This is a genomic window from Streptomyces tritici, assembly GCF_048500665.1.
In the GTDB taxonomy this organism is placed as follows: Bacteria; Actinomycetota; Actinomycetes; order Streptomycetales; family Streptomycetaceae; genus Streptomyces; species Streptomyces tritici.
This window is the reverse complement of record NZ_CP183183.1, coordinates 5,762,417-5,781,827: the sequence shown is the minus strand read 5'-3', so window position 1 is coordinate 5,781,827 and position 19,411 is coordinate 5,762,417. Positions and strand designations below refer to the sequence as shown.

Genomic DNA, 19,411 nt, shown 5'->3' with positions numbered 1-19,411 from the left:
TTCATGGCGAGACCACCCCGCTTCGACACGGACCAGCTACTGGACGCCGCCGTCCTCCTCGCGGCCGGCGGCGGGCCCGCCGCCGTGACCATGTCGGCGGTGGCCCAGGCCGTCGGCGCGCCGAGCGGCTCGATGTACCACCGCTTCCCCGGGCGCACGGCCCTGCTCGCCGAGGTGTGGCTGCGCACGGTGGAGCGTTTCCAGGAGGGCTACTTCGCCGTCCTGACCGGCGAGCCCGACCCCCACCGGGCGGCCCGCGCGGCCTCCCGGCACGTGGTCGCCTGGTGCCGCGCACACCCCGACGAGGCGGCCCTCCTCCTGTACGGCGCCGCCGACTTCGGCCGCGCGGACTGGCCCGAGGAGCACGTCCGCCGCGCCGACGCCGGCAACGGCCGGGTGTTCGCCGCCGTCGCCCGCCTGGCGGAGGCGCTGGGCGCCCGGGACGCGCAGGCCCGGGACCGCGTCGCCCTCGCGCTCGTCGACCTCCCCCTGACCGTGGTCCGCCGCCACCTGCGCGCGGGCGACCCGCTGCCCCCGCACGCCGAGGACCTCACCGAACGGTGCACAGCAGCCCTCCTCGCCTGAGGGACGCGGCGGGCCCGGCGCGAACGGACCATCGTCCGCGCCCCGTTGCCCGGCGGGGCCGAGCTGCTACGTTCCCCGCATGGCCAAGGTGAACATCGCGCTGGACGCGGAACTCGTCGTGGAAGTCATGGTCCTCGCAGGCATCGGGAATCCGCAGGACGCCGTGGAGGCCGTGGTCCGGGACTACATCGCCCGCGGCCACCGCACCGAGGCCCGCACGGCGAGCCGCGAGGAGACCCATCGCACCGGCCAGGGCCTCCTGCCCCCGGAGCCTCCGCAGGGCTGAGGCGTCCCGTCACCCCGTCAGCGTGGCGAGCCGGAGCGTGCGTTCGGCGAGTTCGCCGATGCGCACCCCGTCGAAACCGAACACCGCGCTGCGCACCCGGTCCTGCAGCGGCTCCGACCACTGCGGCGGGATCCTCCGCGCCCCGCACAGGACGCCCGCGACGGAGCCGGCCGTCGCCCCGTTGGAGTCCGTGTCGAGACCGCCGCGGACGGTCAGCGCGATCGTGCGGGTGAAGTCGCCCTCGCCGTACAGCAGTCCGGCCGTGAGCACCGCCGCGTTGGGGACGGTGTGGATCCAGCCGAGGCGGTTGTACTCCGCACCCAGCTCCGCCAGCGCGTCCTCCCACGCCAGGCCCGTGTCGTGCAGCGCGGCCGCGTGCCGGACCGCGCGGGCGAGCCGGCTGCTCGCCGGGATCCGTTCCAGCGCGGCCTCCAGCGCCTCCCGGGGCCCGCTCGCGGTGAACGCGGCCGCGATCAGCGCCGCCGCCCACATCGCGCCGTACACCCCGTTGCCGGTGTGCGACAGGACGGCGTCCCGGCGGGCCAGCGAGGCGGCCCGGCGCGGGTCGCCGGGCGAGGTCCAGCCGTACACGTCGGCCCGGATCAGCGCCCCGATCAGCTCCTGGTGCGGATTGTCGTACGTGGCGGTCAGCGGCGGCTTCAGGCCGTTGGCGAGGTTGCGGTAGGCGGTGCGCTCGGCGGTGAAGGTCTGCAGGTACGGCAGCCGCAGCAGCCAGTGCTCGCCGACCTGCTCGGTGGTGAACGCGAAACCCCGGGTCTCCAGGAGGTGCAGCCCCAGGATGGAGTAGTCGACGTCGTCGTCCCGGCAGCTGCCGTGGATCCGGCCGCGGACGCACTGCGGCCACTCCGGGCGCAGCTCGAAGCCCTCCGCGCCGGCGGCGGGCGGGGGCGGCAGGTAGTCGGTGAGCGGCAGCGCGTCCGTGAGCCGCAGATAGCGGTCGATCCGCTCGGGCGTCCAGTGGTCGCCGCGCTCCACCGGCTTGCCGAGCATGTTCCCGGCGATCCGCCCGGTCCAGCCGCCCAGGATCCGGTCGGCGAGTTCGCTGTGCGGTAGCCCCATGCCTCCCGTCTACCCACTGGGGCACGGCTGCCCCGGGATAATGCGGAATATCCCCTTATCAGGGGGTGGCACGGCCTCTCGGGGTGCGGATAGGGTCGGGCACGGCGCGACTGCCTGTTCGAAAGCAAGGGATGCAAGGTGACGGACGGAGCAGTAACTCAGGTCGCGGACTCGCGGGCACGTGTGCTCGTCGCGGCCGACAAGTTCAAGGGTTCGCTCACGGCCGTACAGGTCGCGGAGCGGGTCACGGCGGGACTGCGACGGGTCGTCCCCGACCTCGACGTGGAGACGCTGCCCGTCGCCGACGGCGGCGACGGCACGGTCGCGGCCGCGGTGGCGGCCGGGTTCGAACGGCGGGAGCTGACCGTCACCGGGCCGCTCGGCGAGCCGGTCACGGCGGCGTTCGCGCTGCGCGACGGCACCGCCGTCGTGGAGATGGCGGAGGCCTCCGGGCTGCAGCTGCTGCCGCCCGGCGTGTTCGCGCCGCTGACGGCGACGACGTACGGCTCCGGCGAACTGCTGGCGGCCGCGCTGGACGCGGGCGCGCGGACGATCGTCTTCGGCGTCGGCGGCAGCGCGACGACCGACGGCGGCGCCGGGATGCTCGCCGCGCTCGGCGCGCGGTTCCTCGACGCGGCGGGCGAGCCGGTCGGGCCCGGCGGCGCGGCGCTGGCGCAGCTCGCCTCCGCCGACCTGTCCGGTCTGGACCCCCGCTTCCGGGACGTCGACCTGATCCTCGCCAGCGACGTCGACAACCCGCTGACCGGCCCGAAGGGCGCGCCGGCGGTGTACGGCCCGCAGAAGGGCGCCTCGCCCGAGGACGTGGAGACGCTGGACGCGGCGCTCGCGCACTTCGTGACGGTCCTGGAGGCGGCCATCGGCCCGAAGGCCGCGGAGTGCGCGGTGGCGCCCGGCGCGGGCGGGGCGGGCGGCATCGGGTACGGGGCGCTGGTGGGCCTCGACGCGAGCTTCCGGCCCGGCATCGAGCTGATGCTGGAGGTGCTGGGCTTCGCCCCTGCCCTGGAGCGCGCCACGCTGGTGATCACCGGCGAGGGCTCGCTGGACGAGCAGACCCTGCACGGCAAGGCTCCGGCGGGCGTCGCCGCCGCCGCGCGGGCGGCCGGCAAGGAGGTCGTCGCGGTCTGCGGCCGCCTCGCGCTGCCCCCGGAGGCCCTCGGCTCGGCCGGCATCTACCGGGCGTACCCGCTGACAGCCCTGGAGCCGGACCCGGCGAAGTCCATGCCGAACGCTGGCCCGCTCCTGGAGGAGACGGCGGCGCAGATCGCGCGGGACTTCCTCAGCTAGTCCCGGCACCTCGGCCGGTCCCCGGCCGGCTCCCGCTTCCGGCGCCCGGTCCGCATCACGCGGCCCGGGCGCCGTCGCGTCCGGGCGTCCGCGCACGGGCCCGGGAGGAGCCGTACCGGGCACGCGAGAAGCCGTACGGCCCGGAAAAACCGTTGTCGCCGCTGCCTCCGCGCTCCCTACACTCGCAGCGCGCGCCGGCGACCGTTCCGGCCGCGCTCCAGGACCGACCGCTGCCACGAGGAGAGGGGAGAGCGAGATGCGCCGTCGTGCGACGTCCGCCGCGTCCCCCTCCGCCTCCGCCCGGCCGCCGTTCCGGTACGACGTGATCCTGGCCTCTCCCTCCGCCCGGCGGCGGCTGCGCGCCCGCCGGCGGAATCCCGTGACGCACCGCTGACGTCGTCCCCGACGTCTCTCGCCGCCCGTCCGGGACATCGCGCTGCCCTTTCCCGATCACGCACGAAAGGCCACGGGCCATGCGCACGCAGCTCTCCCGTACCCGCAACATCGGTGTCCTCGCCCATGTGGACGCCGGCAAGACCACGCTGACCGAGCGGTTCCTGTACCTGACCGGCGCCACGCACAAGCGCGGCGAGGTCCACGACGGGACGACGGTCACCGACTTCGACCCGCAGGAGCGGGACCGCGGGATCACCATCTTCGCGGCGGCCGTCAGCTGCGACTGGGACGGTCACCGGATCAATCTCATCGACACGCCGGGCCACGTGGACTTCACCGACGAGGTGGAGCGCGCGCTGCGGGTGCTCGACGGGGCCGTCGCGGTGTTCGACGCGGTCGCGGGCGTCGAGCCGCAGAGCGAGACGGTGTGGCGGCAGGCCGACCGGCACGGCGTGCCGCGGATCGCGTTCGTCAACAAGCTGGACCGGGCGGGCGCGGACCTCGACACGGCGGTCGCCTCGATCCGCGAGCGGCTGGGGACGGTACCGCTCGTCGTCCAGCTGCCGATCGGCCGCGAGGACGGATTCACCGGGGTCGTCGACCTGCTGCGGATGCGGGCGCTGGTGTGGGGCGCGGACGAGGCGCTCGCCGAGGGCCCCGTGCCGGAGGGGCTGCGCGAGGAGGCGGCGCGCCGCCGGCGGCTCCTCGACGAGACGGTGGCGGAGCTGCACGCCGGCGCCCTGGAGGAGTACTGCGCCCGCGGCGCGCTCGGCGCGGCGACGCTGGCCGGTGCGCTGCGGGACCTGACGGCGAGCGGCGAGGGCGTGGTCGTGCTGTGCGGCTCGGCGTACCGCAACCGCGGGATCGAACCGCTGCTCGACGCGGTGACGGCGTATCTGCCGGCGCCCACGGGCGCGGCGGACGAGCCCTTCGCGGGCCTGGTGTTCAAGGTCCAGTCGACGGCGACGGGGCGGCTGACGTTCCTGCGGGTGTACGCGGGGACGGTACGGAAGGGGGACGTGGTGCTGGACGCGGCGGCGGGACGCCGGGAGCGGATCGCCCGGATCCTGCGGGTGCAGGCGGACCGGAACACCGAGGCGGACCGGGCGGTGGCGGGTGACATCGTCGCGGTCGTCGGCCCGAGGACGGCCCGCGCCGGGGCGACGCTGTGCGACCCGGGCGCCCCGCGGCTGTTCGAGCCGCCGCGGTCCGCGGCGCCGGTGGTGTCGGTGGCCGTGGAGGCGCGGCGGAGCCTGGACACCGAGCGGCTGGCGACGGCGCTGGGCCGTCTGGTGGAGGAGGACCCGTCGCTGGTGGTGCGGTCGGACCGGGAGACCGGTCAGACGGTGCTGTCGGGGCTGGGCGAACTGCATCTGGAGGTGGCGACGGAGCAGCTGCGGCGGGTGCACGGCCTGGAGGTGACGGTGGGCCGGCCGCAGGTGGCGTACCGGGAGACCGTGCTGCGCGGGGTGACCGGCTTCGTGTACCGGCACGTCAAACAGGACGGCGGAGCCGGGCAGTTCGCGCAGGTGGTGCTGGACGTCGAGCCGCTGGACGGGCCGGACGGGACCTTCGCGTTCGCCTCGGCGGTCACCGGGGGCCGGGTGCCGCAGGAGTACGTCCGGGCGGTGGAGGCGGGCTGCCGCGACGCGCTCGCGGAGGGCCCGCTGGGCGGCCATCCCGTGACGGGGGTGCGGGTGACGCTGACGGACGGGGCGACGCACGTGAAGGACTCGTCGGAGCTCGCGTTCCGCACGGCGGCCCGGTTCGCCCTGCGCGACGCGCTGCGCGCCGCGGAGCCGGCGCTCCTGGAGCCGGTGGCCGAGGTGACGGTCACCGCGCCGGACGCGTACCTCGGCGCGGTCCTGGGCGATCTGTCGTCCCGCCGGGGCCGCGTCACGGGCACCACGGCCCGGGCGGGTACGACGGTCCTGGCGGCGACGGTTCCGCTGGCCGAGCTCTTCGGCTACGCGACCCGCCTGCGCACCCGCACCCAGGGGCGCGGCACCTTCACCACCCGCCCGGCGGGCTACGCCCCGCTGAACGGCGGCTGAGCACCGGGGCCGGCTCCCGCGCGGCGGGGGCCGGCCCGCGGTCAGCCCGTGGGTTCGCCCGCGGGAGCGGCCGGCTCGCCCGCGTGGGCGGCCCGGGCCTCCGTCACCGTGCGGGCGAGGTGCGGGCCGAGGTCCTCCAGGGTGCGCGGTTCGACGCCGGCGGTGCCGGCGGCATACGGCATGACCCGCGCGAACAGGTCCCGCAGTTCGCTCCGGGCCGCGACGCACTGCTCGTCGCGGGCGTGGCTCGGGACCACGACCCGTACCCACGGGCAGGCCCAGGCGTCCAGGTCGGCGAGTCTGCGCCGCCAGACCGGGTCGCCGAGGAGCCAGGGATCGAGCAGCAGCACGACCGGGTCCGGCGGCGGCTCTTCGCCGGCCAGCCAGCGTTCGGACTCCTCCCAGGAGGTGACGGTCGCCTCCAGGTTGAGCGAGCGGACCAGCGAGGCGGCGACCTGGCCGAGGGGCCGGCGGGACTCCGGGTGGTACGGGTTCCAGGCGGGCGCGTCGTCGCCGTACGGCTCGGGCGTCCGGCCGGGCGGGAGTTCGTGCCGCGAGGGCGCGGCGACCACCACGCGCACCCGTTCGGACTGGGCGCCGAAGCCGCCGAAGGCGCTGGGCGAGGTGAGGTAGTCGACCGGCGAGCCGGGCGGCAGCGCGCTCTCGTGCGCCACGGTGACGATGCGCTTGGCGAGTTCGTACACCACGCGCTCGTACTGCTCGGCCAGGTGGCCCAGTTTGATCAGCCCGTAGATCCCCTCGTGCGGGTAGTCGTCCCCGAAGCCCTGCGTCGGCCAGCCCAGCCGGCGGGCCACCGCGGGAACCTGTTCGTCGGGGACGGGGACCCACAGGGCGGGGACGACGGCCTGGACCGAGCGGTCGCGTTTGGCCTGCTCGTAGATCGTGCGCTGGGTGAAGGCGTACCACTCGCGGCCACAGGTCTCGCTCGCGAAGTAGCGCGGCGAGTACAGCGGGACGAAGACGCGGCACGTGGCCAGGACCTCGCCGAGCCGTTCGGTCCAGCGTTCGCCCGCGCCGATCTCGCGGTCCAGGAACCCCGCCGGTGTTCCGGCCGGCAGGTCCGTCATGGCCATCACATGGTTCGCGACGTCACGGAAGAACCGCTCGACCCACACGTCCGGTCCACGCTGGGCGGGGTGGGCGTAACTGAGGTAGAAGTACGGCGCGTGCGCGGGGCCGTCGGCCGGCCCCGTGGTCAGGAGCCGGGGTCCGGACGGCCGGAGCCGTTCCGCCGCCGTGCCCGGCTCCTGCGCCGCGGGACGGCTCGGCGTGCGCAGGACCTCCTGCGCCCGGGCCCAGGCGGTGAGGACCTGCGGGGACTCCCCCGGCTCCGCCGGCGCGTCCGCGATCGGCGGGCCCTGGTCGGGGGCGATCGTCGCGTCGCCGGACGGGTCGGGGGTGACCGCGGCGAAACGCGAGCGGGCGTGCGGGTTGGCGTCGACGAAGCGCGTGATCGCGTCCCGTACGCGGCGGGCGTCCCGCGCGCCGAGGCGGTGCGCGAGGCGCTCGCGGACGCCGGCGCGGAAGCGGAGCACGGGATCGCCGCGCTCCTCCTCGCCCTCGTCGACGGAGACGAGCCCGCCGACCACCACCTCGGCGAGGTCCGCGGGCGTGGCCTCGGGAACGAGTTCCTGACGGACCAGGTGCAGCAGCGCCACGCTGAGTTCCGCGTAGGCGGAGCAGAGCGCGGCCAGCCGGACGGCCGTGGTGGACGCGCGGTGGAGGAAGGACTCGACCAGCTTCTCGCCGTCGAGTTCGGCGTCCTGAAGGACCCCGGGCCGCTCCATGAGCCCCGGCTGCGGGACGAGCACCGCCGCGCAGCCCTCCGGCGCGCCCCGCATCAGGGTGCGGGCCCAGCGGTCCACGGAGCGCGGGGTGAGCGAGACGACGGGCACCGGCACCCAGGGGTCGCGGACGTCCTCCGCGGCGCACAGCAGCTCCTCGAGCAGCGGCGGCTCGGCGTACGGGAGGCGGGCGTTGGCGGCTCCGGGGCGCGGCGGCGGGGCGGTGCGCACGGCCGGCAGGTCGAGGCCGGAGTGCCGCCAGATGGCGGGCGGCAGCGGGTTGACGAGGACGGTCGGCACCGCGCGGGCCCAGCGGTGGATGCGGTCCCACAGCCGGCTGTCGCCGGTGGCGGTGGCGACGCAGTCGGAGACCACGAGGACCAGGCGCCGGGACTGCGGCTGGGGCAACAGGGGCCCGTCCGGGGGTGGTTCGGGCGCGGGGTCCGGTTCGGGCTCCGGCTCCCAGGTGTTGATCTCCTGGACGCGCAGGGTGCGGAAGACGCCGGTGCTGGCGAGCAGCCGGAGCAGTTCGCCGGTGGTGTCGGCCCACACGGCCATGGTGGGCGAGCGGTCGAGGACGACGGTGAGGTCGAACCAGCGCTCGGGCGTGGGGCCGAAGACGGGGAGCAGTTCGCCGCTGCGCGCGAAGTCGGCGACGGTGCCCGCGATGTCGAGCTGTTCCCGCCGGCCCTTGCGCCACGGCCGTCGTAAGGGCCGCAGGGCGGTGGCGAGTTCACGGGCGCGGGGCAGGGCCGCGGCCCTGGGCAGGGAGACCCGGCGGCCGGAGAGCGCCCGGCCGGCGGGCGAGGCCGCGGGCTCGTACACGGGCTGCCGGGGCCGGTCCCCGCCGGGCCGGGCGGCCTCCCGGGGGTCGACCGCCGGCCGTTCGCCGCCGGCCTCGGACGGGGCCGGCGGGGTCACGTCCTGCTCCGGTTCGCCGGCGCCCGAGCGGGCGGCGAGCCAGAGCAGTTCGGCCACGGACACGCCGTCGAGACCCCGCCCGAGCGCGTGCACCGCGCCGACGACGGAGTCCAGCCGCACCGCGTCCGCGGCCCCGGCCTCGTCAGGCACCGGAGAGGTCCTTCATCAGCAGGGCGATCAGGCGCTCGCGCTCGCCCCGGCCGCGGACCTTGGCCGCGCCCTGCGCGTCGCCGTGCAGCAGGTGCAGGGTGCCGAGGAGCTGGTCGACGGCCACGCTCTCGCCGGCCGCCACGCGTCGTACGAAGTCGTTCACGAGGTCCGCCTCGGGGCCGGTGTCGGGTATCTCCAACTGAAGATGCCCGCGCACCACTTCGCGTATCAGGGCGGCCGTCGGTTTCGGCATCGTGTAGCGCACGCAACGGCGCAGAAAGGGCGCGGGGAGCTCCTGTTCGCCGTTGCTGGTCATGACGATGAACGGGAACTCGGTGCACTGGACGTGCCCGCGCTCGACCCGGAACCGGTCCGCGCTGTCCCACATCCGCAGCTCGGCCACGTCCTGGCCCTCGCGCAGCAGTTCGGGGATGCGGAACTCGCCGCGCTCCAGGACCTCCAGGAGGTCGCCGGGCAGGTCGAGGTCGGACTTGTCGATCTCGTCGACGAGCAGGGCGCGGGGCCGCTCGGAGGGCAGCAGGGCGGTGCCCAGCGGACCGAGGCCGATGAAGGCGGCGATGTCGTCGCCGTCCCCGGTGTCGGCGCCGGCGCGGGCCTTCTCCTGCTGGAGCCGGTGGGCGTGGATGCGGCCGAGGGCGTCGTACCGGTACAGCGCCTCGGCGAGGGTGGAGCGGGAGGTGATGTGCCAGCGCAGCACGGGCCCGAGGTCCAGCTCCGCGGCGACCTGTTCGACGACCGTCGACTTGCCGGAGCCCGGCGTGCCGGTGATCAGCAGCGGGCGGCGCAGCGCGAGCGCCGCGTTGACCGCCTCGACCAGGCCCTCGGGCGGCCGGAACACCTCGGCGACGGGCCGGCTGGGGAAGGTCCGCCAGGGCGGCGGGGCGGGCAGCCGGGTGTCGGGCCGGCTCGTTCCGTCGCCCCGGTAGTACGCGTTCCAGGTCATGACATCCCTTCGGCAGCGGTGTCGTCCGTACGGGCGGGCGGCGGCCCGTTCCGGAAGGCCCCGCAGAAGCGGAGCCAGTCCGGGTCGTCCCAGACGGCCCGGAGGTCGGCGAGGTCGTCGTCGGCCTCCCGGTCGGCCCAGCGGTCCCGGTAGGCGTACGCGAGCGCGGCGGGCATGGCCCACCATTTGCGGTCGAGGCAGCGGTGGCCGTCCTCGGCGCAGCCGGGGTCGGCTCCGGCCGGGTCGTGCGGCCAGAGCAGGACGGGGGTGTAGGCGAGCAGCAGGTCGAGCAGGGGCGCGTCGGCGCCGGGGTGGTGGAGCAGGCCGAGACCGCGCCGGTAGCGGCCGGTGCGGAGCTTGGCGCGCAGCACCTGCGCCTCGGCGACGTCGTCGCGGCCGAGCCAGTCGACGGGGGCGCGCCGGTCCTCGCCGAGCGGGTCGGCGAGCACGTCCCAGCGCGCGCCGACCACCCGCTCGATGCTGCGCAGCACCGCGTCGGGGGTGAGCCGACGGCTCCAGTGGAGTCTCACCTCGTAGCGGATACCCAGAAGTGCGGCGACTCCTGCCTCCTCGGGGCGCCAGTCCAGGAGCAGTCCCGCGGGCAGGGCGATGTCCACGCGCTCCAGCGGGAGTTCGAGTGCGACCCCGTGGTCCTCTGCCCAGGCGGCGGCGTCCTCGACGGCCAGCTCGGCGCCGGCCCGGTCGGCGCCGGGGCAGGGGAAGCGTTCGTGGTGGAGCAGTTCGCCGTCGCGCAGCAGCCAGGCGTCGAGTTCCTCGGGCCAGTCGTCGGCGAGGGCGGCGTGCAGGCTGACGACGAGCACGAGCCGCCGGCCGCCGGCGCGCCGGGCGGCGTACGCGAGGGCGGCGTTCAGTTCGGCGGTGGCGCCGCAGCGGGCGCCCCAGGCGTGCAGTTCGGGGGCGTCGGGCGGCCGGCCGCAGACCCGGCCGAGCAGGGCGACGAACTTCGTCAGTCCGGGCCGCCAGTCGTCGTCCGCGGAGGGATGGTTGAAGACCAGTTCGTCGACGATGTCGACGTCGGTGCGGAGCCGGTCGCCGGACGGCAGCCGGCCCTCGGCGGCGAGGAGGGTGTGCAGGGCGTGCCGCATCCGTGCGGTGGTGAGTTCGGCCCCGAGCCAGCCGCGCAGGAAGCCGACGGTGCGCACGGCCACGGCCAGCGCGTCGAGCACGGCGAGGGCGTGGGCGCGGGCGGGTCCGGCGGGGCGGGCGAGGAGGTCCTTGCGGGCGGCGGCGAGTTCGGCGGGGTCGCCGGCCGGGTCGGGGACGCGCAGCCGCTCGTCGACGGCCCGGAAGGCGGCGGCGAGCTCGTCGAGGGCGAGCCGGCCGCACAGGCCGCCGGGGACGCGCCGCTCGCGGGCGTTGCGGGCGATCCAGACGGGCGCGTGGGCCATGCCCTCGGCGTCGTAGTCGAGGCCGGAGACGGTCTGGCCGGGCAGGGCGCCCTGGAGCGCGCGCGTGACGTCGGCGACGCGCAGGACGCCTTCGGCGTCGGGCAGGCCCTCGGTGATCAGGTCGGTCAGGCGGCGGGTGAAGGACAGTCCGGTGGCGGGCTGGGTGACGCCGGACGCCATGAGCAGCGCGAGCCGGGTACGTCCATTGCGGCTGCCGCCGGTCAGCTCGTGCACGGGGGGAACCGCTCCGCCCGCGTGGCAGGTGTCGACGAGGGCGAGCACGCCGGGTACGCCGGGGTCGTCGGCGGCGTCCGTCAGGAGCTGGCCGACGCCGACGGAGCCGTTGCGCACGTCCTCGACGGACTCGTCCGTCATCAGGTGGAGGCTGCTGCCGCGGCCGGGCACGAAGCCGTGGCCGAGGAGGGCGAGGACGAGGACGGCGCGGTGCCGGGCGGCGTGGCGCACGGCGTCGGAGACGGCGGTGCGCACGTCGGCACTGGTGAGGCCGTCGCCGGCCAGCAGCGCGGGCCGGCCGTCGGGCAGGGCGGGCGCGCAGCCGCCGAGGGCGGGGTCGGTGAGCACCTCGTACAGTCCCGCGGCGGCCGGTTCGAGGAGGGTCAGGTGCTCCATCTGCCGGCACTGCGGGGCGATGACGAGGAGGTGGCGGGGCGTGTCCTGACGGCCGCCGCGCGGGCGCAGCGTCATCCGCCGGCCAGGGTCAGCGCCTCGGCGACGGGTCCGGCGACGGCGGGCTGGGCGAGGTACTTGGTGGCGGTGTGCACCCACAGGCCGTCGGAGTCGACGCGGGCGCTGACCGGCCGGACGCCGGTCGCGCCGGGCGCGAGGTCGCGTTCGAGGCGGGGGCGTACGGCGATGACGTCGTCGCGGTCCCAGAAGTTGAGCCAGCGGGCGGTGCCGTGGGGGACGGCGGGCGGCTGCGGCCGCAGCCGGGGCAGGACGACGGAGCGCATCGCGATGGGCGAGCCGAGGGTGACGAACAGCGGCACGTCCGCGGCACGTTCGTGCAGGGTCTCCAGGGCGACGACCGTGCCCAGGGAGTGCGCGACGACGACGGAGGGCCCGTCGCCGAGGGCGGCGGCGACCCGGGCACGGATGCGGGCGTCGAGGGTCGTGCCGTCGCCGTCGGTCTCGGCGCGCGCCAAGTAGCGGGCGACCTGACTCAGATGACGGACCATCAGTTTGGGCGTCACCCACTCCCCTGCGCCGCCCCAGGGCCGCAGCGAGAGCAGGGTGGTGACCGCGTTGAGGGCGCGGCGCGCCAGGTCCGGCGCGCCCTGCTGCTGCCCCTCGGGCGCGGCCTCGGCGCGGGCGTGGGCGAGCAGGCGCAGCTCCTCGGGGTCGGCGCCGTCGCGTTCGGCCAGTTCGGCGGCCTCGTCGACGAGTTCGGTGACGAGGGCGGCGAGCAGCTCGGCCTCCGTGGTCTCGTCGTCGCCGCCCTGTGCCTGGGGGCGGCCGAAGAGGTCGGCGTACGAGACGAAGGCGGCGTGGTCGCCGGGGGCGGCCTCCAGGGCGGAGGCGGGCGCGGAGTGCCCGGCGGCCCGCATGCCGGTGGCGAGCGCGGCGGACCAGTGGGCGAGTTCGGCGGCGGGGTCGCGCGGTCCGCCGATTCCGTGCACGAACACCAGCCGTGGCGCCATCCCCCGCCTCCCCCGCATCAGGACTGTGCTTCCGGCAGGTTAACCGCCGGGGACGGTCGCCGTCACGAGTGCGCGAACACGGCCGGCCGCTTCTCGAACCACCGCTGGTGGTCCTCCAGTTGGGCGGCGAGAGAGATCAGCAGCGGCTCGCTTCCGGCGGGGCCGAGGAGCTGCGCGCCGACCGGCAGCCCGTCGGCCGTGAAGCCGGCGGGGACGTTGACGCCCGGCCAGCCGAGGACGTTCCAGGGCCAGGCGTAGGGGCAGGCCGAGGCCATGGTCAGGTCGGTGCGCCAGCCGGGCATGCCGTCGAAGGTCCCGATCCGGGGCGGCGGCGCGGCGGTGGTGGGGGCGAGGACGACGTCGTACGTGTCGAAGATGGCGCCGATCCTGCGGTGCTGGCGGGCCTCCCGGCCGCGGGCGGCGCGCAGCGCCCGGCCGCCGAGCAGCCGCCCGGAGCGGGCGGTCTCCCGGGTGCGCGGGTCCAGCAGCCGCGGCTCGGGGTGGCGGCCGGCGTACTCGGCGACGCCGGCGGCGGCCCGGGGCAGGAAGCTCAGCCCGATGAGCCCGTACCGGGGCCTGGCCTCCTCGACGGTGTGGCCGAGCCGGGCGAGGGCCTCGCCGAGGCCGGCGACGGCCCGCCGGACGCCGGGGTGCAGCGGGGTGGGCGTGGCGGTGAACGGCGGGCGCCAGGCGAGCGCGATCCGCAGCCGGCCCGGCTCGCGGCGGGCGGCGGCGGAGGCGTCCACGGCGGTGGGCTGGTAGCGCTCGCTGGGGTGCGAGCCGGCGACGGCGTCGAGCAGCAGGGCGGCGTCGGCGACGGTGCGGGCCAGCGGGCCGTTGACGGTGAGGCCGTGGAAGCAGTCGTTGTACGGGTGGACGGAGACCCGGCCGCGCTGGGGCTTGATGCCGACGAGGTGGGTCCAGGCGGCGGGGATGCGGATGGAGCCGGCGCCGTCGGAGCCGAGGGCGGCGGGGACGAGTCCGGCGGCGACGGCCGCGGCCGAGCCGCCGGAGGAACCGCCGGGGGTGTGGTCGGGGTTCCACGGGTTGCGGGTGGCGCCGAAGGCGGGTCCCTCGGTGAAGGGCCACTGGCCGAGCTCGCAGGAGTTGGTCTTGCCGACGATCACCGCGCCGGCGGCGCGCAGCCGGCGGACCGCCTCGCCGTCCCGTGCCGCCGCGGGCAGCTCCCCGGCGCAGCCGAAGGCCGTGGGCAGTCCGGCGACGTCGGTGTCGTCCTTGACGGCGACGGGCACGCCGAGCAGGGGCAGGTGCTCCCCGCGGGCGAGCCCGCGGTCGGCCTCCGCGGCCTCGGCGAGGGCGGCCTCGGGCCGGGTGACGCGGAAGGCGTTGAGCGTGGTGCGGGTGGCCTCGATGCGGTCGAGCGCGGACTGCACGAGGGCCGCCGAGGTGACGGCGCCCTCGCGCAACTGCCGTGCCTGTTCCGCCAGTCCGGCGTGCGCGGCCGTGGTCACGGCAGCCCCCTCGTCTCTCGGCTGCCGGAACCCTACTGGAGCGTAACCTCGCTGTCAGCCCCCGTCCCGTACGGGGCCGGGACCGCCGCGCGGCCCGTCGCGGCCCGGCCGCCGGCCCGCCATGAGCGCGGTGTAGAGCAGCAGGGAGGCGGCGAGGCCGACCGCCCAGCCGTAGTCGGCGAGCGGCCTGAGGAACGGGATCAGGCCGTCCGCGGGGAACGGCCCCTTGCCGGGCGCCGAGTGGGAGCCGCCGACGGCGAGGACGCCGCCGACCGCGAAGGCCAGGACCGCCGCGGGGTTCCAGCCGCCCGCGTACCAGTAGCGGCCGCCCGGCCGGTACAGGTCGGCGAGGTCGAGGACCGTGCGCCGCACCATCCAGTAGTCGGCGATGAGGATGCCGGCGACCGTGCCGAGCAGTCCGCCGACCAGGCCCAGCCAGGTGAAGATGTACAGCTCCGGGGTCTCGGTCAGCTTCCACGGCATGATCAGCACGCCGACGACGCCCGTGATCAGCGCGCCCGTGCGGAAGTTGATCAGGCGCGGGGCGAGGTTGGCGAGGTCGTACGCGGGCGAGACCACGTTGGCCGCGATGTTCACCGAGATCGTGGCCACGAGCACGGTCACCAGCGCGAACAGCAGGCCGAAGACGTTGTCCGTCTTCGCCGCCAGCGCCACCGGATCCCAGACGGGCGCGCCGTACACCGCCTGCGAGCCGGAGGTGACGAGCACCGACAGCAGCGCGAACAGCGTCATCGTGGTGGGCAACCCGAGGGCCTGGCCCCGGACTTGGGCGCGCTGGCCGGCGCCGAAGCGGGTGAAGTCGGGGATGTTGAGGGACAGCGTCGACCAGAAGGCGATCATGCCCATGAGGGAGGGGAAGAAGACCGGCCAGAAGTCCGCGCCCCAGCCCAGCTTCGACGGCTGGTCGAGCAGCGGACCGAAGCCCCCGGCCTTGACCACGATCCAGACGAGCAGCACGAGCGCCCCGACGATGACGAACGGCGCGGCCCAGTTCTCGAAGCGGCGCAGCGCCTCCATGCCCCGGTGGATGATGGCGAGTTCGAGCGCCCAGAAGAGGACGAAGCAGAGCCAGAGCGTCCAGGGCTGGCCGCCGATCTCGCCGGCCTCCGCCCAGCCGCCGAAGATCTTGCCGAGCAGGACGAAGACGCCCTGGCCGCCGATCCAGGTCTGGATGCCGAACCAGGCGCAGGCCACCCCGGCGCGGATCAGCGCGGGCAGGTTCGCGCCGCGCAGCCCGAATGAGGCACGGGCGAGGACCGGGAAGGGAATGCCGTACTTGGGCCCGGCGTGCCCGGTCAGCAGCATCGGCAGCAGCACGATCACGTTGGCGAGCGCGATGGTGAACACGGCCTGTTTCCAGTCCATGCCGAGCGCCACGAGCCCCGAGGCGAGCAGCCAGGACGGGATGTTGTGGGCCATGCCCACCCAGAGGGCGGCGAAGTTGTAGGTGGTCCAGCGGCGTCGGGCGACGGGGACGGGGAGCAGGTCGTCGTTGACGAAACGGCCGTCGGCGGGAACCGAGCCGGGGGCGAGTTCGACCCGCCCGTCGGTCGCGCCGGTTCTGTCGGAGTCGGTGGTCGCGGTCATGCGGCGGAACCCTTCGTTCGGAACGGAACGAGGCCGTGCGGGGCGCGGGGGGTGCGTCGAATGTACGCGCGTGGACCCGCCCGCACCATGGCGCCCGCAACGCCTCGATCCGGACGAACGCACGCCGCCGCGGCACGTTGACCGACCCCCACCGGCCGACTCGCCGAGGCGACGGCCTCATAGGGTCGTGGCATGACACACACGTTCACCGACGCGTTCCTCCGCGAGGCCGAGCGGCACGCCGCGTGGGGCGCGGCCCAGCTCGAGACCCTGACCGCCTTCATGCCCGACGCCCCGTGGACCGCCGACCTGCCGTCCTGCCTGTACCGGCAGGGCGAACTGGCGCTGCGGGTCGCCGTGCTGGGCACGTACGACACGAGCGCGCGGTCGTGGATGTGGGGCTGGGCCAATCCGGGCCTCCGGGGCACCGAGGTGGTCGCGCTCACGGGGGCCCTCGAACGGTACGGTCGGGCCCACGGCATCCCCGAACTCACGTCGGAGGTCGTCGAGCTGGGCGGGTTCCAGGACCCGGACCGCGCGGCCGAGATGCTGGCCTTCACGGGCATGGGCGTCGCCGGGGCGCCCGGCTACCTGGGCCTGCCGGCGGGCCCGGGGACGCGGGTCTACTTCCTGCCCGACGACCCGCAGGTCCCCCGCGCCGCCCTGGACCCGGTCGCCCTGCCGAGGGAGCTGATCACCGGCGCCGGCCTGATCGGGCACTCGCCCCGCGACGTGGTCGGGGGCTACTTCGACCACCACGGCGTCCCCTACCGCACCGAGGGCGCCCGGCTCGTGGCCGACCTCCGGGACGGCAACGCCGTCGAGGTCGGGTTCGACCACCTCGGCCGCATCGCCGACGTCCGCGTCACCGTCCTCCCCTGACCGGCCCCCCCGCGTGGAGGGGACCACGCAGGGGGACGGGAGATCGGCGGGGAGGTGCGGGCGGGACCGTGCGGCCCGCCCGCCGGCGGCCGTCAGGACGGGTCGCCGTACAGGAGGCCGCGTCCGTTGGTGCCGATGTAGACGCGGCCGAAGGTGTCGGGGTCGCCGGTGACGACGCCGACGCCTCCGATGGCGCCCCACTGGTGGGCGTCGTCGTTGACGCGGAGCCAGGTGGCGCCCTTGTCGGTGGAGCGGAAGACTCCGGTGACGCCCTCGACGGTGCCGATCAGGTACAGGGCCTGGTACGAGGCGCCGGGGGCGGCCTTGCCGAAGCCGAGGGCGGAGGCGGACGTCACCGTGGTGAGCCGGGTGAAGGTGCGGCCGCCGTCGGTGGAGTGCAGCAGCCCCTTGCCGCCGGCGGCGATCCACAGGTCTCCGGCGACCCCGGGGACGGCCGTGAGCCGGCCGTCGGGCAGGCCGGTGGCCCGGGCGGTGAAGGTGGCGCCGCCGTCGCTGCTGGCGTGGAGCGTGCCGCCGGACAGCGAGTAGAACGTCCTGGCCGAGGAGCGGTCGGCGACGACCACGGCGTCGGTGCCCAGGCCGCCGGCCTTCGTCCAGCTCGCCCCCTTGTCGGTCGAGCGGTACGGGGCCTGGCCGGCCTGGGTCCAGACGATGGTCGAGCCGTCCGCCGCGAGCGCGACACGGCCGTCCCGGGCGCCGGGCGCCGGCTCCGCCTTGAAGCCGGTCCAGGTGCTGCCGCCGTCGGCGGAGTAGGCGCCGTCCTGCGCGCCGCCGCGGCCGACGCGGACCATCAGCGCGGGGTTCGACTGGGCGAAGTCGATGTCGGTGCTGTTGGTCATCATCGGGTTCGTCAGCCGCCCGGCCGGCACCCGGGTCAGGTCGTCGTGGCGAAAACCGCCCTGGTCGCCCATGGCGGTGACGACGGCGGCACCGCCGGGCGGGGCGATCGCGTCCATCAGCGCGGTCTCCTCGAGGCCCCGGGCTCCCGAGACCCAGTGGCTGGTGCCGCCGCTGTCGGTGGCGGCGGCGTCCTCGCTGCGCCAGATGCCGTTGCCCATGCCGTACAGCACGTGCCCGGAGTCGAAGGGATCGATGGCCAGCGCGGTCATCCAGTGCCCGGTGTGAGTGCCGACGTACGGAGCGGCCGAGGCGTCCCGCACCGACGTGGCCGCCAGTGCCTTCCAGGTCGTGCCGCCGTCGGTGGTCCGGTAGATCTCGTCCTCGGGCCACCAGCGGCCGAGGGTGGTGACCATCACCGTGGAGGGCTTGCGCGGGTCGACGGCCAGGCCGGAGAACCCGTAGCCGCCCCGGGACGGGGAGACGTTCTTCCACGCCCCGCCGGCCGGGGTGTGCTTCCACACCGAGCCCGCCGTCACGCCGTTGGGTCCGAGGTCGTCGGTGTACGTCAGGTAGAGCGAGCCGTCGCCGGAGAGGACGCCGTGCTGCGGGAACTGGCCGGTGGGCTGTCCGGGGACCACCTGCCAGGTGCTGCCGCCGTCGGTGGAGCGGTACAGGGAGGCGGACCTGTCGGCGACGCCGACGTAGACCGTCCCGCTGCCGGCCGGGCCGTACGTCACGAAGGAGACGCCCGCGCCGCTGCTCGCGCCGTCCTTGACGGGGAACGAGGAGACCTGTCGCCAGGTCGCCCCGTGGTCGGTGCTGCGCCACAGGCCGTTCTTGCGGGTGCCGAGGAGCAGGGTGCGATGGTCCGAGGGGTCGATCGCCAGGCGTTCGCCCGCCCCGCGGCCGTCCTCGTTGGCGCCCAGCTTGAACGGCAGGTCGGTGCGCTGGAAGGTGCGGCCCCGGTCGGTGGAGCGCAGGATCGCACCGTTGCCGGCCCAGTCGTTGGTGTAGGTGCCCGTGGCGAGGTAGAGCCGCGCGGGGTCGACGGGGTCGGTGGCCAGGGCGTCGACGCCCAGCAGGTTCCAGTCCTTCTCGCCGAGCCAGTCGGTCAGCGGGATCCACTGCTCGGCCGCGGCGTCCCAGCGGTACGCGCCGCCCATGTCGGTGCGCGCGTACAGCAGGCCCCGCTCGCGGGGGTTGAACACCAGTCCGGTGACGTAACCGCCCCCGACGACCTGGGCGTTCTTCCACGTGTACGGCCCGGACGCGTTCTCCTGCGGGTCGGTCACCTTCACCAGCTTCCACTGCTGGTTGGCGGTGCCCCTGCCGGGATACTGGATGACCGCCGCGCCCCGGGCCGTGGAGCCTCCGGAGACGTCCAGGACGTGGCCGCTCCTGCGGGAGGTGAAGGTGACGGCGCCGGAACCGCCCACGTCGTCGATCCGCCACTCCTGGGAGGCGGAGGAGCTGTCGGTCTGCTGCTCGGCGGCGGCCGTGGGGGCGGTCGAGTCGCCGGCTATGCCCAGCACTTTGCCGCTGTTGCGGTTCACCAGCTCGTAGTGGCCGTCCCCGGTGGGGCGCAGCTTCCACTGCTGGTTGGCGGTGTTCTGATCGGTCCACTGCTGGATGCGGGTGCCGTCGGCGGTGGAGAAGGCGTTGACGTCCAGCACCTGGCCGCTGCGCACGGAGACCAGCCGGTAGTAGGCACTGTGGTCGATCGTCGCGGCCTGGGAGTCGTCCTGGGTGAACAGGAAGTACGGCACGACGGCCGCGGGCACACCGAGCAGCAGGCCGGTGGCGCTCCAGCGACGGCGGTGGCGCCCGCGGCGCCCGCCGTTCGTGGGGGTGTTCATGGGGGGTGTTCTCCTTGCGTGCCGGTCACGACGGGAAGGCGGATCCGGACGCCTGGACGACCGGACCCGCCTTCTTGTGGTCGCCGGCACCGCAAAGGTTGCCGTCGGCGGAGAATTCC

Annotated in this window: 13 protein-coding genes; 5 read left to right on the top strand and 8 right to left on the bottom strand. The window is 75.5% G+C overall.

Features of this window, described 5'->3' with window-relative positions; all coding sequences use genetic code 11:
- The first annotated feature begins 3 nt into the window (after positions 1-3).
- Positions 4-585: a TetR/AcrR family transcriptional regulator gene (locus ACNJ93_RS26475; RefSeq protein ID WP_418959955.1), complete on the top strand. Its 582-nt coding sequence runs from the start codon at positions 4-6 to the stop codon at positions 583-585.
- Between the two features lie 79 nt (positions 586-664).
- Entirely contained in the window at positions 665-871 is a 207-nt protein-coding gene (locus tag ACNJ93_RS26470; protein ID WP_418959954.1) for a type II toxin-antitoxin system VapB family antitoxin, read from the top strand.
- Between the two features lie 9 nt (positions 872-880).
- Here the strand turns inward: ACNJ93_RS26470 and ACNJ93_RS26465 are convergent, their stop codons facing one another.
- On the bottom strand, positions 881-1,951 hold the full coding sequence (locus tag ACNJ93_RS26465) for an ADP-ribosylglycohydrolase family protein (RefSeq protein ID WP_418959953.1): 1,071 nt from the start codon (positions 1,949-1,951) through the stop codon (positions 881-883).
- 138 nt (positions 1,952-2,089) lie between these two features.
- Between ACNJ93_RS26465 and ACNJ93_RS26460 the strand changes: the two genes are divergently transcribed.
- Both ACNJ93_RS26460 and fusA read left to right on the top strand, forming a co-directional pair.
- Entirely contained in the window at positions 2,090-3,256 is a 1,167-nt protein-coding gene (locus ACNJ93_RS26460) for a glycerate kinase (RefSeq protein WP_418959952.1), read from the top strand.
- 473 nt (positions 3,257-3,729) lie between these two features.
- The gene (fusA, locus tag ACNJ93_RS26455) at positions 3,730-5,706 is read left to right on the top strand and encodes an elongation factor G (RefSeq protein WP_418959951.1); all 1,977 of its coding nucleotides are present in this window, start codon (positions 3,730-3,732) and stop codon (positions 5,704-5,706) included.
- 41 nt (positions 5,707-5,747) lie between these two features.
- Here the strand turns inward: fusA and ACNJ93_RS26450 are convergent, their stop codons facing one another.
- The 6 genes from ACNJ93_RS26450 to ACNJ93_RS26425 form a co-directional block, all read right to left on the bottom strand.
- On the bottom strand, positions 5,748-8,582 hold the full coding sequence (locus tag ACNJ93_RS26450; protein WP_418959950.1) for a TIR-like protein FxsC: 2,835 nt from the start codon (positions 8,580-8,582) through the stop codon (positions 5,748-5,750).
- Entirely contained in the window at positions 8,575-9,546 is a 972-nt protein-coding gene (locus tag ACNJ93_RS26445) for an AAA family ATPase (RefSeq protein ID WP_418959949.1), read from the bottom strand. The genes ACNJ93_RS26450 and ACNJ93_RS26445 overlap by 8 nt, the downstream gene beginning before the upstream one ends.
- Positions 9,543-11,660 carry a hypothetical protein gene (locus ACNJ93_RS26440; RefSeq protein WP_418959948.1) on the bottom strand — a complete coding sequence of 706 codons (2,118 nt, stop codon included), beginning with the start codon at positions 11,658-11,660 and terminating at the stop codon, positions 9,543-9,545. Before ACNJ93_RS26440 ends, ACNJ93_RS26445 begins: the two co-directional genes overlap by 4 nt.
- On the bottom strand, positions 11,657-12,613 hold the full coding sequence (locus tag ACNJ93_RS26435; protein WP_418959947.1) for a hypothetical protein: 957 nt from the start codon (positions 12,611-12,613) through the stop codon (positions 11,657-11,659). The genes ACNJ93_RS26440 and ACNJ93_RS26435 overlap by 4 nt, the downstream gene beginning before the upstream one ends.
- 62 nt (positions 12,614-12,675) lie before the next feature.
- Complete coding sequence (locus ACNJ93_RS26430) at positions 12,676-14,085, bottom strand: amidase (RefSeq protein WP_418959946.1); 1,410 nt, start codon at positions 14,083-14,085, stop codon at positions 12,676-12,678.
- 54 nt (positions 14,086-14,139) lie between these two features.
- The gene (locus ACNJ93_RS26425; RefSeq protein ID WP_418959945.1) at positions 14,140-15,693 is read right to left on the bottom strand and encodes an NCS1 family nucleobase:cation symporter-1; all 1,554 of its coding nucleotides are present in this window, start codon (positions 15,691-15,693) and stop codon (positions 14,140-14,142) included.
- A 192-nt stretch (positions 15,694-15,885) separates the two neighbouring features.
- On the opposite strand from ACNJ93_RS26425, the gene ACNJ93_RS26420 reads away from it, so the two are divergent.
- Positions 15,886-16,575 carry a DUF6882 domain-containing protein gene (locus tag ACNJ93_RS26420; RefSeq protein ID WP_418959944.1) on the top strand — a complete coding sequence of 230 codons (690 nt, stop codon included), beginning with the start codon at positions 15,886-15,888 and terminating at the stop codon, positions 16,573-16,575.
- A gap of 92 nt (positions 16,576-16,667) precedes the next feature.
- Here the strand turns inward: ACNJ93_RS26420 and ACNJ93_RS26415 are convergent, their stop codons facing one another.
- Complete coding sequence (locus tag ACNJ93_RS26415; RefSeq protein ID WP_418959943.1) at positions 16,668-19,292, bottom strand: RICIN domain-containing protein; 2,625 nt, start codon at positions 19,290-19,292, stop codon at positions 16,668-16,670.
- Between the last annotated feature and the right edge of the window lie 119 nt (positions 19,293-19,411).